At 59.9% G+C, this 13,893-nt stretch carries 13 protein-coding genes; 3 read left to right on the forward strand and 10 right to left on the reverse strand.

The window, feature by feature from the left end; genetic code table 11:
- Positions 1-13: 13 nt before the first annotated feature.
- Positions 14-775, forward strand: coding sequence for an ABC transporter ATP-binding protein (locus ACI3K0_RS14800; protein WP_148146808.1), 762 nt, complete (start codon positions 14-16; stop codon positions 773-775).
- An 85-nt stretch (positions 776-860) separates the two neighbouring features.
- Here ACI3K0_RS14800 and ACI3K0_RS14805 read toward each other — a convergent pair whose 3' ends face one another.
- On the reverse strand, positions 861-1,757 hold the full coding sequence (locus ACI3K0_RS14805; RefSeq protein WP_148146809.1) for a LysR family transcriptional regulator: 897 nt from the start codon (positions 1,755-1,757) through the stop codon (positions 861-863).
- A gap of 136 nt (positions 1,758-1,893) precedes the next feature.
- On the opposite strand from ACI3K0_RS14805, the gene ACI3K0_RS14810 reads away from it, so the two are divergent.
- Positions 1,894-2,871 carry an MBL fold metallo-hydrolase gene (locus ACI3K0_RS14810; RefSeq protein ID WP_206826606.1) on the forward strand — a complete coding sequence of 326 codons (978 nt, stop codon included), beginning with the start codon at positions 1,894-1,896 and terminating at the stop codon, positions 2,869-2,871.
- 135 nt (positions 2,872-3,006) lie between these two features.
- Here ACI3K0_RS14810 and ACI3K0_RS14815 read toward each other — a convergent pair whose 3' ends face one another.
- The 3 genes from ACI3K0_RS14815 to ACI3K0_RS14825 form a co-directional block, all read right to left on the reverse strand.
- Entirely contained in the window at positions 3,007-4,602 is a 1,596-nt protein-coding gene (locus ACI3K0_RS14815) for an ABC transporter substrate-binding protein (protein WP_206826607.1), read from the reverse strand.
- 89 nt (positions 4,603-4,691) lie between these two features.
- Entirely contained in the window at positions 4,692-5,321 is a 630-nt protein-coding gene (locus ACI3K0_RS14820) for an SGNH/GDSL hydrolase family protein (protein WP_148146815.1), read from the reverse strand.
- Between the two features lie 4 nt (positions 5,322-5,325).
- The gene (locus ACI3K0_RS14825) at positions 5,326-6,474 is read right to left on the reverse strand and encodes a mandelate racemase family protein (RefSeq protein ID WP_148146817.1); all 1,149 of its coding nucleotides are present in this window, start codon (positions 6,472-6,474) and stop codon (positions 5,326-5,328) included.
- 233 nt (positions 6,475-6,707) lie between these two features.
- Here ACI3K0_RS14825 and kduI point away from each other — a divergent pair, with 233 nt between their 5' ends.
- Positions 6,708-7,532: a 5-dehydro-4-deoxy-D-glucuronate isomerase gene (gene kduI / locus ACI3K0_RS14830; RefSeq protein WP_148147063.1), complete on the forward strand. Its 825-nt coding sequence runs from the start codon at positions 6,708-6,710 to the stop codon at positions 7,530-7,532.
- A gap of 248 nt (positions 7,533-7,780) precedes the next feature.
- Here the strand turns inward: kduI and ACI3K0_RS14835 are convergent, their stop codons facing one another.
- The 6 genes from ACI3K0_RS14835 to ACI3K0_RS14860 all read right to left on the reverse strand — a co-directional run bounded on the left by ACI3K0_RS14835 (position 7,781) and on the right by ACI3K0_RS14860 (position 13,848).
- Positions 7,781-8,650 carry a sugar phosphate isomerase/epimerase family protein gene (locus ACI3K0_RS14835; RefSeq protein WP_148146819.1) on the reverse strand — a complete coding sequence of 290 codons (870 nt, stop codon included), beginning with the start codon at positions 8,648-8,650 and terminating at the stop codon, positions 7,781-7,783.
- A 112-nt stretch (positions 8,651-8,762) separates the two neighbouring features.
- Entirely contained in the window at positions 8,763-9,452 is a 690-nt protein-coding gene (locus ACI3K0_RS14840; protein ID WP_404945531.1) for a nucleoside triphosphate hydrolase, read from the reverse strand.
- 21 nt (positions 9,453-9,473) lie between these two features.
- Positions 9,474-10,340, reverse strand: coding sequence for a sugar phosphate isomerase/epimerase (locus ACI3K0_RS14845; protein ID WP_148146823.1), 867 nt, complete (start codon positions 10,338-10,340; stop codon positions 9,474-9,476).
- 1 nt (position 10,341) lies between these two features.
- On the reverse strand, positions 10,342-11,337 hold the full coding sequence (locus ACI3K0_RS14850; RefSeq protein ID WP_404945532.1) for an ABC transporter permease: 996 nt from the start codon (positions 11,335-11,337) through the stop codon (positions 10,342-10,344).
- Complete coding sequence (locus tag ACI3K0_RS14855) at positions 11,337-12,365, reverse strand: ABC transporter permease (protein ID WP_404945533.1); 1,029 nt, start codon at positions 12,363-12,365, stop codon at positions 11,337-11,339. The genes ACI3K0_RS14850 and ACI3K0_RS14855 overlap by 1 nt, the downstream gene beginning before the upstream one ends.
- The gene (locus ACI3K0_RS14860; RefSeq protein ID WP_148147064.1) at positions 12,358-13,848 is read right to left on the reverse strand and encodes a sugar ABC transporter ATP-binding protein; all 1,491 of its coding nucleotides are present in this window, start codon (positions 13,846-13,848) and stop codon (positions 12,358-12,360) included. The genes ACI3K0_RS14855 and ACI3K0_RS14860 overlap by 8 nt, the downstream gene beginning before the upstream one ends.
- Between the last annotated feature and the right edge of the window lie 45 nt (positions 13,849-13,893).

The following is a 13,893-nucleotide window of genomic DNA, read 5'->3' on the forward strand; positions in this document are numbered from 1 at the left end:
AGGAGGTTTCCCGATGACGGTATCAGTCGAGACACGCAATCTCTCCATTACTTTCGGCCACGGGCCAACAGCGCTCAAGGTCCTTCCCGACATATCCTTCCTGGTGGAGCCGGGAGAATGTTTCGGCCTGGTGGGCGAAAGCGGATCGGGCAAATCCACCGTGCTGCGCTGCATCTCGATGCTGACCGACTTCTGGAAGGGAGAGATCCTGATCAACGGAAAGTCCGTGCGCGACATGCCGCTCATCGAACGCTGCCGCACGCTGCAGATGGTTTTCCAGGATCCCTACGGTTCGCTGCATCCGCGCCAGTCGGTAAGAACCGTGCTTTCGGAGCCGCTGAGAATCCACAAGCTCACAAATCACGAGGAGCGGATGCAGAAGGTGCTGTCCGATGTCGGACTGCCCGGGTCCTTTCTCGATCGTTTTCCGCATCAGCTTTCCGGCGGGCAGCGCCAGCGTGTCGCAATTGCGCGGGCGCTGATCCTCGAGCCTTCGCTGCTGCTTCTGGACGAGCCGACATCGGCTCTCGATGTTTCCGTGCAGGCGGAAATCCTCAACCTTTTGCAGCGCCTGCGCGAAGAACACGGATTCACCTACATCATGGTGACGCATGATCTGGCGGTGGTCGATCACATGTGCGACCGGTTCGCCGTGATGCTGCGCGGTGAGATTACCGAGATATTGCCGCGCGAGGCGATCCCAGGCTGCGAGGCGGTTCATCCCTATTCCCGCGAGCTGATCGGCGCGTCTCTGGAATATGAAGGGCATGTCTGACAGGCAGTGCGGTTAAAAAAACTCCTCCCTGGCCCGGCCTTGAGTGCCGGGCTCTTTTTTTGGCTGGAGGAGAGGGGAATGAGAATTACAGAGCCATCTGCGCGCGCAGGCGGGGAGAGATCCAGTCGAGGAAGCATCGCACCTTTTGCGGCATGGGGTCTGCTGGGTGATGGATCACGTTGACCGGCAGGGGTTCTGGCGCAAACTCCGTCAGTAACTCTTGCAGTGCGCCGGAGCGCAACTCATCGGAGATTTGGTAGGAAAGCACGCGAATGATGCCGATACCGGCCAGCGCCGCCTGAATGGCAGCCTCCGTCGTGTTGACGGAGAGCTTCGAGCGCGGCTCTATGGTGAAGGCGGCGCCATCGCGGCGATAACGCCATTCCGGAGAGGTCGCGAACCCCTGAAAGCTTATGCCGTCATGCCGGGCGAGGTCTTCCGGCCGGCGCGGCACACCCCGGCGGGCAAGATAGTCGGGGCTGGCGCAGATCACCCGACGCACGGCGCCCACACGCGTCGCGATCAGTGCGCTGTCCGCCAGATGCCCAATCCGAAGGGCCACATCAACATGCTCTTCGGCGAGGCTAAGCTGCCGGTCGGCCAGGGTCAGGCGCAGGTCGATTTCGGGTTGTTCCTTGAGGAATTCCAGTGCGATCGGCAGAAGGTGGCGCTCGCCAAAGGCAATCGGAGCCGTCACGTGCAGCCCGCCGCGCAGAGCGCCATGATCGCTGCCGGCCTGTTTCTCTGCGGCATCCAGCGCCTCGAGAATGCTCCGGGACGCGGCGACGAAGGCGCGGCCTTCTTCCGTCAGGGCGAGGCCGCTGCGGGTGCGCAGAACCAGCCGCACGCCGAGATGCTTTTCAAGATCGGCGACCTTGCGGCTGACCGTGGCGAGCGGTGAACGCAATCGCCGCGCGCCGGCCGAGAGGCTGCCAGCCTCGACAACGGCGAGCAGAACCGACATTGCTTCGAAACGGTCCATCTAAACCTTCCGGAATTTGAGAGGGCAGCTTTCCGATCGGCAGAGTATCTTATCGGTTGCGTGTGTCATAGCCTGCACGCGTTCTTGGGGGCGGCGGCTGTCGCCCGTATTTTTCAATTTTCCGGGGGGCCGCATCATGGCTGAATTTTCACGCAGATCCTTTGTCTCCACTCTTCCTCTCGGCCTCGCCGGGGCAAGCCTGATCGGAGGCGCGCCAACAACGGTCATTGCGGCGGCGCAGGCGGCCACGGGCTCGCCGGTCAGCGTTACGCCGCTCGCGCAGATCCGCATCGGCCGCTTCACGGTCACGGCCCTGACGGACGGTTATGCCGATATGCCCTTCACCTATTTTCCGGGACGCGAGGCGGCCGAGGTCGAAAAGGCGGCTACCGCGCAGTTCACCGCCCGGCCGAGCGGCGTGCGGTTTCTGTTCAACCAGTATCTCATCGAGGATGGCCAGCGCCGCATACTGATCGATGCCGGTGCCGCGGGCTCGATCGGCCAGACGGGCCAGTTGCCGCAGGCTCTATCCGCGCTGGGCTTGAAACTTGACGAGATCGACGCCGTGATCGTGACGCATCTGCATCAGGACCACATGGGTGGGCTGATCGCCGGCGGTAAGAACAATTTTCCGAAGGCGGAACTCTATATCGATCGCCGCGATGTCGCCCATTGGACAGACCCCGCCAAGCGCAACGGTGCGCCCGATTTTCTGCAGCCCAGCTTCAAGATGGCGGAGGAGGTCGTGCGGCTTTATCCGAAGCTTCAGGCGATCGACGGCGAGCGCGAGATCTCACCGGGCGTTTCGATCGTTGACCTGACGGGGCATACACCCGGCCATATCGGGGTGCGGGTCGAAGAAGGCGGGCAGAGCCTGATCATGGTTTCGGACATGATCTTCCCGGTCGTGCATCCTGCCGCAACCGATGTGTTCTTCCTGTTCGAGCAGGACCGCGAAGCCGCCAAGGCGATGCGCGACCGCTTTTTCCCCATGGCTGCTTCAGAAGGTGCGCTTATTGCCGCCACGCACATGCCTTTCCCAGGTCTCGGCCGTGTCGTCGCCGATCGCGGACAAATGCGCTGGCAGGTGGCGGACTGGGCGCTGCAGAACTGAGGCCCGTTCGGCACGATGTGGGCATGCGGTGCAATTTCGACCTTCCTGTCTGGGCCAACCACCTAGAGGATGCCCCGTGCGAAAAGAGGCGCATGTTGCCATGCGCCTCTTCATCGAAACAGCTGCCTGGAGGGGTTAGCGCTGTTTCGTGATGCCCTCGAAACGGGAGAGCCAAGGATTTACGATCATGCCGCCGACATCGCTGCGGAATGCGGCGGTATCGAACACTTCCGAGAACGGCTGGAGCGACATGACGATCTCTTCCATGTAGGCTTGGATGTCTTCATAGGCCTTGGTCTGCTTTGCCGGATCGCGCTCGACAAGCGCGTCGCCGATCATCTTGTTGAGCTTTTCGTCATAGAAGCTCGTACGCCAGCTCTGATAATTGGTGAGCTTGGCTTCATCCGAGTTGTCCGGATTATAGGCAAGCGCGCGCAGGTTGTTGTCCGGGTGAGGCTGCTGGCCGCCGCCGCCGCGGCCGACAAGCAGCTCGAACTTGCGCTCGCGCATTGCGCCATAGATCTGGTCGCCGGAACCGGTGATCAGTTCGGCCTGGATGCCGGCCTGGGCGAGCGTATTCTGGATGGCGGTTGCCGCCTTCATGAAAGGATCTTCCGACAGGACGCGGAGCGTTGTCTTGAACCCGTTCGGATAACCGGCTTCCGCCAGCAGTGCCTTTGCCTTTGCAACGTCGAGCTTGTAGCCCGGATCCGGCAGCGAGCCCATGACGCCGGTGCTGATCTGGCGCTGGCGAACCTTGCCGTAATAGGGCATGACGGCCTTGTCGAGACCTTCATAATCGATGAGGTAACGCAGCGCCTCGCGCACCTTCGGCTTGGCGAAACGTTCGTCCTTCATCGATACGCCGAGATAATAGAAGCCGGAACCGGGGGTCGATTCTATCTTGATCTCGGCATTGGTTTCGAGCGACTTCAGGTCTGGCGCCTGCAGCGAATAGGCGACGTCGATATCACCTTTTTCGAGCATCAGGCGCTGCGACTGCGATTCCGGCAGATGGCGCATCAGCACGCGCTTCATCGCCGGAGCCTCGCCCCAGTAATCGCTGTTTCGGGTGAGGATGATATATTCGTTCGACTTCCACTGGCCGAGCGTGAACGGACCGGAGCCGGCCGAATTCAAGGTCAGCCATCCGGCGCCGAGATCGCCGTCCTTCTCGTTTTCAAGCGCCGTCTTGCTGTCGATGATCGAGCCGGGACCGTTCTGCGCCAGCACCATCAGCACGAGGTTAGGGTCATCCGGCTGGGGCAGGTTGAGAACGAAGGTCTGTTCGTCTTCGGCGACGAAAAGCTTGTCGGCGGCATCCGCTTTAAAGCCGCGGGTCTTGAGCAGCGATGCCTGTGCAAGGTTGCGGGTGAGCAGGCGTTTAAGGCTCCAGACCACGTCATTGGCGGTGACCGGATTGCCGGAGGCGAAGGTCGCCTTGCGCAGGTGGAAGCGGATCGACATCCGGTCCTCGGAAATCTCCCAGCTTTCCGCGATGCGCGGCTGGATCGAGCGATCCTTGTCGCTCAGGACGACCAGCGTATCGTAGATATTGTTGAGTACCTGAACAGTCTCGCGGCCGGTAATGGCGGCCGGATCGAGCGTCAGGATGTTGTTCATCGTGGTCGCCACGACAAGCTGGTCTTTCGGCGTTTCCGCCAGAGCGTTGAGAGGCATGGCGCCGAGCAGGAGCGCTCCGACGGCTGCAGTTGCAAAAAAGTGTCGCATGTTTCCTCCGTTTGATGCCGCTTCGCGTGGAATACGGCCCCTCCATGATTTCTATCCTTTCGGCCTATCGCTCTCCCAAGCCAGGCCGATCACCCGAGAATGTCTGCCACCGGGCCCGACAGCGCCCTGCCCAAAGCCTCCGTGTTTGCGATATCCATGTGCACGCCGTCGATCGGCGAAGCGCTTGCGGCACTGCCTGCATCGAAGAAGTCGTGTCCGAGTTCTGCGGCAAGTTTGCGGTAGAGCGGCGCAAGTCTTTGTGATTCCGCAATGCTACGGCCGCCTGCCACCTGGCCGTTGTCGTCCGTCACGCAGGGTGGTGGAGCAACCAGCATCAGCCGCGGACGTGCCGAGCGCGGCTTATAGGGAAAGGTCTCGACGATCTCGGCAAGCCGGCGCATGCCGGAAAAAGCCGCCTCGGCGCGGCCACCATGGACCGGCTTGAGGTCGTTGGTGCCGAGCATGATCACCACGAGATCGAGCGGCATGTGGACTGCGAGCGCCACCGACAAGGCCCGGGCGCCGTTTCGGCAGGCCGGCCCCGTGTGATCGTCATAACAGGTGGTGCGACCGCCAAGCCCGTCGGACAGGACATCCACCCGAAAGCCGAGTTCAGCCTTCAACACTTCCGGCCAGCGATGCTGACGCGGATGGCGCAGGCCCGTTTTCGGATCTGCTCCCCAGGTCAGGCTGTCGCCGAAGGCCAGAAGTGTTTTCATGATTTCACCTCACCCGGTTGTTTTCGATGAAGGCGAAATCGATGTCTTCACCGAGGCCCGGACGATCGGGGACATGCACGTAGCCGTCCCTGTCCATCGGATCCGAAAGCGACTTGAGATAGTCGTGGCCATCATCATATTCGAGGAAGGGATGAAGCAGGCCGCGCTCATACCAGCGGCAATTTTTCACCGCCGCAACGACATGCAGGTTCATCGCCGTGTTGCCGTGCACCTCGCATTCGATTCCGAAGGATTCGGCCATATGCATCGTCTTCAAGGCCGGCGTGATGCCGCCGACATCGTTGACGCCGGTGCGCAGGATGTCGCAAGCGCCGGATTTTACCCACTCGGCACGATGCCAGTGCTTGCCGGCGGCGCTTTCCGGGCCGACGACCGGGATATCCAGATTGTCGGCAAGCCACTTGTAGGAAGACATTGACTGCTCGTCCATCGGCTCCTCGATCCAGTCGAAGCCGAGCTTTTCAAGACCGCGTCCGAGTTCCAGCGCATCGGTGCGCGAATACCAGTGGAACGCATCGATCATCAGCCGGATATCGGGGCCAACAGCTTCGCGTACAGCGGCGCAGGCCTTGATGTCCATCTTCACATCCGGGGCCCAGCTGACCGGCGGCATCCAGGTATGCAGCTTGATGCCCTTGTAACCGCGCTTTACCAGCGTTTCGGCAAAACGTCCGTAATCTTCGGGCGTTGCAAGGCCGCCCTCGATCTCGTCGCCGCACATGATGGAGCCATAGGCGAGCACCTTGTCGCGATAGGCGCCGATCAACTTGTAAACAGGTGTGTTGGTCGCGCGGCCGGCGAGATCCCAGAGCGCGCAATCGACGACGGCAAGGGTGCGATCGGTCAGCTGTGCGGCGGAGCCGCGCTGCCAATGGGCAAGATCCTGCCACAACCTTTCCCGATCCCGGTAATCCTGACCAATCAAGACCTTCTTGACGAATTTCTCGATGACATGCGGGCGAACGATTTCCGGCGCGGTGAAGGAGTGGCCTTCGTGGCCGTCCTCGGTACGAATGGTCAGCATCGCCTGTTCCACCTGATGCGGCGGACCGGGATGCGCGTGACCGGCGCTGTCGGAATGCCGACGAGTGGTCGTGCGGAAGACGCGGACTTCGACGTCGGTGATGATCATAGTTCCTCCCAGAAATATTCTAACTTGCCAGACAGATTTACGCATGTTGTTGACAGCATGTCAAATGCGTTCTGCATATCCGTTGCCTGATCGCCAATTTGATCGTTTCTGGCAGACAGGTGCTGTCACCTCATCTGCTCGGCCACGAAGATGCCTTGACCTGAATGAGGTTGTCGTACAGATATACGCAACACGTAGGATGAGATGGCTGCGGCCAATAGGAGGAGATGTCTATGCTAAACGTCGAGACGAGGCACGCGGTGCACCCCGCTCAAGCGAAAGCCATGGGCACCGCGGAACTTCGTGCGCATTTCCTTGCCTCGGATATGTTTCGCGAAGGCGAAATCCGGCTGATATATACGCATTACGACCGTTTCATTGTCGGTGGCGCTGTTCCTGCCGGCGGAACGTTGGTGCTCGATAAAGTGGAGGAAACCAAAACCCCTTCCTTACTTGATCGGCGGGAAATGGGCATCGTCAATATCGGTGACACCGGCACGGTAAGCATTGCCAGCGAGAGCTGGGAGCTGCAACACGGTGACGTGCTTTATATCGGCGCGGGCGCAGGTGCTGTTACCTTCAGCGGTGCAGGGCGTTTCTATATCACTTCTTGCCCGGCACACCGTTCCTGCCCCAACCGATTGATCACCAAGGCGGACAGCAAGGAAGTGAAGCTTGGCGCGTCCGAGACTTCCAACAAGCGGACCATCAACCAGTTCATTCACCCGCTGGTGATGGAAAGCTGCCAGCTCGTTCTTGGATATACGGAACTCGAAGACGGCTCCGTCTGGAACACGATCCCCTCACATATCCATGATCGCCGTATGGAAGCTTACCTCTATTTCGGCATGGAGCCGAAATCCCGGGTCCTGCACCTGATGGGCGAACCGCAGGAAACCCGCCACCTCTTTATCGGCAACGAGGAAGGCGCGATTTCTCCGCCGTGGTCCATTCATTCCGGTGCCGGCATCGGCAGCTATACTTTTATCTGGGCGATGGCCGGGGACAATATCGATTACACCGACATGGATTTCATCCAGCCTGAGGATCTTCTCTAGGCATGCGGCCAAACTCGAGGGCCGCAGGGCCCTCGTTTCCAAATGGAACAAGAACCATTCTCTTTCAAAACGAAGCCAGTTCGGGTGCTTGCGCCGCAAGCGCGCTGGAGAAGTAAAGATTATCGGGCGGCGATCGTTGGTGATCCGTCACCTCATGATTCAACTGATAGACGATGCGAGAGACAGGTCTCTCGCATGCGTTCCAGTCAAACGTAGTGCAAGACTACGACAGGGTAGCGACTGCCTGATCAGCCACCGAGCACAAAGCGTGAGAAAGCGAGCGCATTGCGTGCGTCTTCGTCCATCTTCGCCTCGTCTGCACCATTGGTCAGGTCGCGCCAGACCTTGATGTCTGATCCGATCGTTCCGCCGGTCTTGACGAAGGGTTCCATCACCACGGCGCCCGTGTAGTTGATCTCGCGCAGCGCAAGACCGATCTCATGCCACGGCATTCTGCCGACACCCGGCACGCGACGATTGCTTTCGCCCGTGTGGAAATGGCCAAGCAGCGGGCCGGCGGTGCGGATGGCTTCGCCAAAGCTGTCTTCCTCGATGTTCATATGGAACGTGTCGAGCATGACCTTGACGTTCGGCTTGCCGACTTCCTTGACGAAGGCCACACCTTCGGCTGCAGTGTTGAGAACGTGGTTCTCAAAGCGGTTGAGCACTTCGATGCACAGGTTGATGCCAAGGTTATTGGCGAAGTCGGCGATGCCGTGGATGCCTTCGACGCCGCGGGCGCGATCGCCTTCCTTGTCGACCGGTTTCGAATAATCGACCGGCCAGTAGGAATGAAGCGCGCCGCCGATCGTCTTGATGTCGAGCTTGGCGACATTGGTCAGCGTCTGTTCGAAGAATGCCTTGCCGGCCTTGCGCACGTCGGCATCGGGCGACGAAAGGTTCTTCGTCTTTGATGGGCCGATACCCGCGGTCAGGATGATACCATTATCCTTGGCGCTCTGCTTGATGGCGGCGAGATCGGCATCGCTATATTCGTTGATGTGATGGGCCGCGACTTCGATAATGTCGAAGCCGAGCTTGGCGACCTTTTCGACATAGGGGCCGAATTTGGCGCTCCATTCATGTTCCCAGTAGGAGTAATAGATGCCGTGTTTCATGGGAGCCTCTCTCAATTTTCAGCTGTCGCTGTCGGGGTTTCGATAAAGCGGCCAAGGGCTTGCCTCATTCGGCATCTCCTCCCTCTGACCAGTGTCGAAGGCATTTGGAGCGTCAGTCCTTTGTCTGACTGCTCCCCGGATTTTTCACGCGAAGGTCGGGCTCACTGCTGTTGGCGATGATCGACAGGCCGTTGGGAAGATCGTTTTCCTCGACCTTCCTGGTGATCTCGGCCTCATCCAGACCAAAGCCGCGCCAGCGATCCTGCAACCTGGTTCGCAGATCGCTTTCATCGACATCGACGAAGACGGTGAAGTCGAAGATCGGCTTCAGACGATCCCAAGGTGACTGGCTGGCGAGCAGGTAATTGCCTTCGCAGACGATGATATCGATGGATTGCGCGATCAGACGACCGCCGGCACGGGCGATTTCAATCGAGCGATCGAAGACCGGCACGGCGATCACGTCATCCTGATTGGCCCTGAGGCGCTCCAGCATATGTCGAAGCCCATGCGCATCGAATGTATCGATAGCGCCCTTGAACGGTCGACGTCCCATGTCTTCCAGCACCAAGTCATCATAATGGTAGCCATCCATCGGGAAGAGCGCTGCCGAAATATCGCCCTTGCCGTTCAGCTCATCCACGACCCGCTCGGCGATCGTCGATTTACCCGATCCGGGAGCTCCGGCGATCGCGATCATCACCCGTCGGCCTTTCTCCTGGCCGAAGCGATGGTGGGCTTGTGCGGCGATCTCGCGCGCATTGTCTTCTATCTTGCTCAAGGTGGTCCTCACCACGGTCATTGAAGAATAGGGCCGGCCGTCTCAAGGGTGGGCGGTCGCTTGGAAAATCCGGTATTGTTCCGCCTTGTTGCGCAGGAATGACAGGCCATTGTCGAGCACTTCGTCAACATCACGGGCGACGGGGCGCCAGGTCGAGATATCGCCCGGCATCACAGCCTGCATGGTCACGAAGCTTTCAAGCGTCAGCAGGCCCTTGAAGCCGATCGCTGCGAGCGCACCAAACAGTTCATCCCAGGCGATGTTGCCATAACCCGGCGTGCCGCGGTCGCTTTCCGACATATGCATGCATTTCAGATGATCACGCGCGGCAATGATGCCGTTGGCAATGCCCTTTTCCTCCATGTTCATATGGAATGTGTCGAGGTGGACAAAGACATTGTCGAGGCCGATCCGCTCGACCAACGCGACGGCCTGCTCGGCGGAATTGATCAAGTGGCTCTCATAGCGGTTGACTGCCTCGATGCCGAATTCCAGCCCGAGCGCCTTGGCATGTTTGGCGGCGGTACCGAGCGCACGGGTCAGGTTGTCGTATTCGCCTTCAGTCGGCGGAAAACCGGTCCGCTCATTGGTGCCACCGAAGGTCACGCCGGTGAGTGCCTCGGCGCCGATCTCCTTGGCCTTATCAAGGGCCGCCGTCAGATGCTCGATCGCCGCATCAGGGCGAACCGAGGCCCAGGCTCTTTCCGGCAGCACGAGCGAGCAGACGGAACGGAGACTATGCTTTTCGAGCAGCGCACGCGTATGGCCTGTATCGACAGACGCAAGATCGATCAGCGGGATCTCGATATAATCCTGGCCATGCTGGGCAGCACCGGCAATGGCGCGCTCGGCACCGGCATGGTCCCAGACGGTGGACCAGACCATTGCATGAATACCGAAACCTTGCATGTCAGATCTTCTTTCTACGGGATGCGAAATAGGAGGAAACGATGGTGCGGGCCGCCATCACCACGATCATCAGCACGCCCCAGAGCGCCGTTGCCAGATGCTGGTTGGCGCCCATCAGGTTGAGGCCGGAAGAAAGAAGCTGCAGCACGACGAGCGCGACGAACACTGGCAATACGCGACCAAAGCCGCCGAACGGATTGATACCCCCGAGAAATGCCGCAAGCACGGTGATCAGCAGATAGGATTCCCCGTGGCCGATACGAACCGAGTTGAAACGGGCAAGCATGATAATGCCGCCGACGGCACACATGACACCCGACAGCGTGTAGACGAGCATGATGATGCGGCGGGTGTTGAGGCCCGAATACTGCCCGGCCTCGACATTGGAGCCGATCATCAGCAGCCCGAAGCCGAGTTTGCTGCGGGTCAGGAGAACCTGCCAGATCCCAACACAGACAATGAAGATCAGAAGCGGGATCGGCAGACCGAAGATCGATCCATGACCGATCGGCTCCATATAGCTCGGGAAGCCCGAGACATCGCCGCCACGCGTCAGGAACTCGCCAAGACCGCGCAGGAAGATCATCATCGACAGGGTGACAAGGATCGGGTGAGCGCGTGTGTAGGCAATCGCCGCGCCGGTCATCAGGCCGGCCGCGGCACCGGTTGCCACGGCGGCCGCAACCGCAATCACGAAGGCGCCACCCGACGCATCGACGCCGCCAAAGGCCTGCAGAACGCTTGCGGCGGCAAGGCCGGAGAGATTGGCGGTGAAGGTCACCGACAGATTGATGCCACCGGTCAGGAGAGGCAGCAGCATGGCAAGTGTGAGCAGGCCGAGTTCAGGAAGCTGGAACGCAACCGAACCAAATGTGCCAAGCGACAGGAAGTTGTCTGCGCCAAGGCCGAAGATGACCATCACCACCACGAAGGCGATGACCGGGCCTGCCATGTCAGCGCCGAACGTTTTGTTGAACTTCTGTATCAGCGACGACATCAGTGCGCCTCCCTCTTCTGGGCTTGACCCTTCTGGATATTGCCCTTGGCAAAGAACGGCAGAAGCTTGTCGATCCGCGCGGAGGAGAGCGTGATCGCGACGAGGATGATGGCGCCGACGATCATCTTGAAGGCGAAGGGCGAAACGCCCATCAGGTTGAGACCGTTCTGGGTAATCGACACCATCAGCACGCCAAGCACACAACCGATGACCGATCCCTTGCCGCCGCCAAGCCGCGCACCGCCGAGAACGGTTGCGGCAAGCACGTCGAGTTCACGGCCGTAAAGGGCGTTCGGCACGACTTCTTCGGCATAATGCGCCTGCATCAACCCGCCGATTCCCGCCATCAGGCCAAGCCATCCAAACGAGATGTAATGCATGGCGCCGATATTGATGCCGAAGCGGCGCGCACCTTCCGGATTGTCGCCGAAGGCATAAAGCTGGTGGCCGATCGTAGTGCGGGACATCATGAACCAGGTGGCGACGCAGCAGAGGATCATCACCACGACCGGCAATGTCAGTTCCAGCCAGGAGCCGTCACTCATCTCACGTTCGTAGAAGACGACACGCGTGGTCAGCCATTCCGGCAGGTCGTAGATCGATACGCCCTTGGTGAAGAACATCAGCAAGCCGAAGAAGATATTGAAGGTCGAGATGGTCGCGACGATCGAGATGATCTGCAGCTTGTAGACAAGCGCTGCATTGATCAGCCCGAGCCCGATGCCGACCGCACCAGCGATGATGAAGCCTTCGGCCCAATTGCCGCCGCCCAGATACGCAATTGCCAGCGCGGTCACATACTGCACCACGGAGGCCGCCACCGCGAATGAGATGTCGATGCCGCCGGAGATCAGCACGACAAGCAGGCCGACCGCGAAAATGATGTTGACGGCCGAGACGTTCAAAACGTCGAAGGCATTGGAGATCGTGAAGAACCTGTCCGTCGCGAACGAAAGCGCGATGCAAAGGACGATCATCACGGCGAACAGTGTGAACTCGGTCGTGTGGCCAAGCATCAACCTACGCATAGACTTTTCCTTCCAGGTCGGTCAGCGACATCTGCCGCGGGTCATAGGTCGCCTTGATCCGGCCTTCGGCCATATGGATGATGCGATCCGCGTTGAAATAGACCTCCGGCGGCTCGTCGGAGATGAGGATGATCGACAGACCGTCGGCAGCAAGCTTGCGTACGATCTCGAAGATGCCTGCGCGGGCGCCGACATCGACACCGACCGTCGGCGCATCGAGGATGAGAATTTTGGGTCCGATCGCGAGCCATTTGGCGATCGCGACGCGCTGCTGGTTACCGCCCGACAACGTTCGGATTGGATCTTCCGGCTTGCCGATCTTGACGCCGAGCGCGGAAATCCAGTGCGCGACGACATTTTCCTTTTTCGGAGGCGAGATGAGGCCACCCGACAGGATGCGATCAAGCGAAGCCATGACGAGATTGTCAGCGATCGACTGCGGCTGGTTGAGGCCGAGCGACAGCCGATCCTCCGAAAGATAGGCGACACCCGCACGAATGGCTTCCCGGTTGGAGCCGAAGTGGACCGTCTCTCCATCGAGCACGATCTCGCCGGAATGCGGTTTGCGCATGCCGAAAAGGGTGAGCGCCAGTTCTGTACGGCCGGCACCCAGAAGCCCGGTCACGCCCAGCGTTTCGCCGCGGCGTAGATCGAAGGAAATATTCTCGAATTCGTTGGCACGGGAAAGGTTCTTCACCGACAGAACGACCGGCTGATCGTCGTGATCGGCAGCGATGACGGCGCTGTCGAAATTGCGGCCGGTCATCAGCTCTGTCACTCGTGACTGGGTCATGCCTTCGACGGGGAAGACGCCGACCAGCGCGCCATCACGCAGGACGGTCATGCGATCGGAAATCTCCAGCACTTCGGCCAGGCGATGCGAAACGAAGACAACTGCCACGCCGGATGCTGAGAGATTGCGGACGATCTCGATCAGGTAATCGGTTTCGGATTGGGTCAGTGACGCCGTCGGCTCGTCCATGAAGACAAGTCGCGCTTCGCCGACCAGCGCGCGGGCGATGGCGACGATCTGGCGCTGCGCGATCGGCAGCTCCTTCAACGGCAGATGCAGGTCGAGCGAGACGCCGAGGCGGGCAAGCGCCTTTTCGGCGGCCTTCTCCATCGCGCGCTTGTCTACAAGGCCATATTTGCCGCTCACTGCGTATTGGAAGCCGATATTCTCGGCGACGGTCATCTCGCCGAACAGCGCCAGATCCTGCCAGATCACCTGAATGCCGAGCGACTGGGCCATGCTCGGCGTCATGGCGGTGATCGGTTGCCCGTCGAAGTAAAACTCCGCGCCGTCTTCAGGCTTGTAGACACCGGTAATGATCTTGATCAGCGTACTCTTGCCGCAGCCGTTTTCGCCGGCAAGGCAATGCACTTCCCCGGGATTGACCTCGAACGAGACGCCTTTCAGGGCGCGAACGCCGCCGAATGTGATCTTGATGTTCTTGAGGGACAGGAGCGGTTCGGCGCTCATCATGGCAAATCTCTTCGCTCAGCCGCCTTTGTGGGCGGATGCTGT

Origin of the sequence: Rhizobium sp. ZW T2_16 (genome assembly GCF_044987325.1) — a bacterium.
In the GTDB taxonomy this organism is placed as follows: Bacteria; Pseudomonadota; Alphaproteobacteria; order Rhizobiales; family Rhizobiaceae; genus Neorhizobium; species Neorhizobium cellulosilyticum.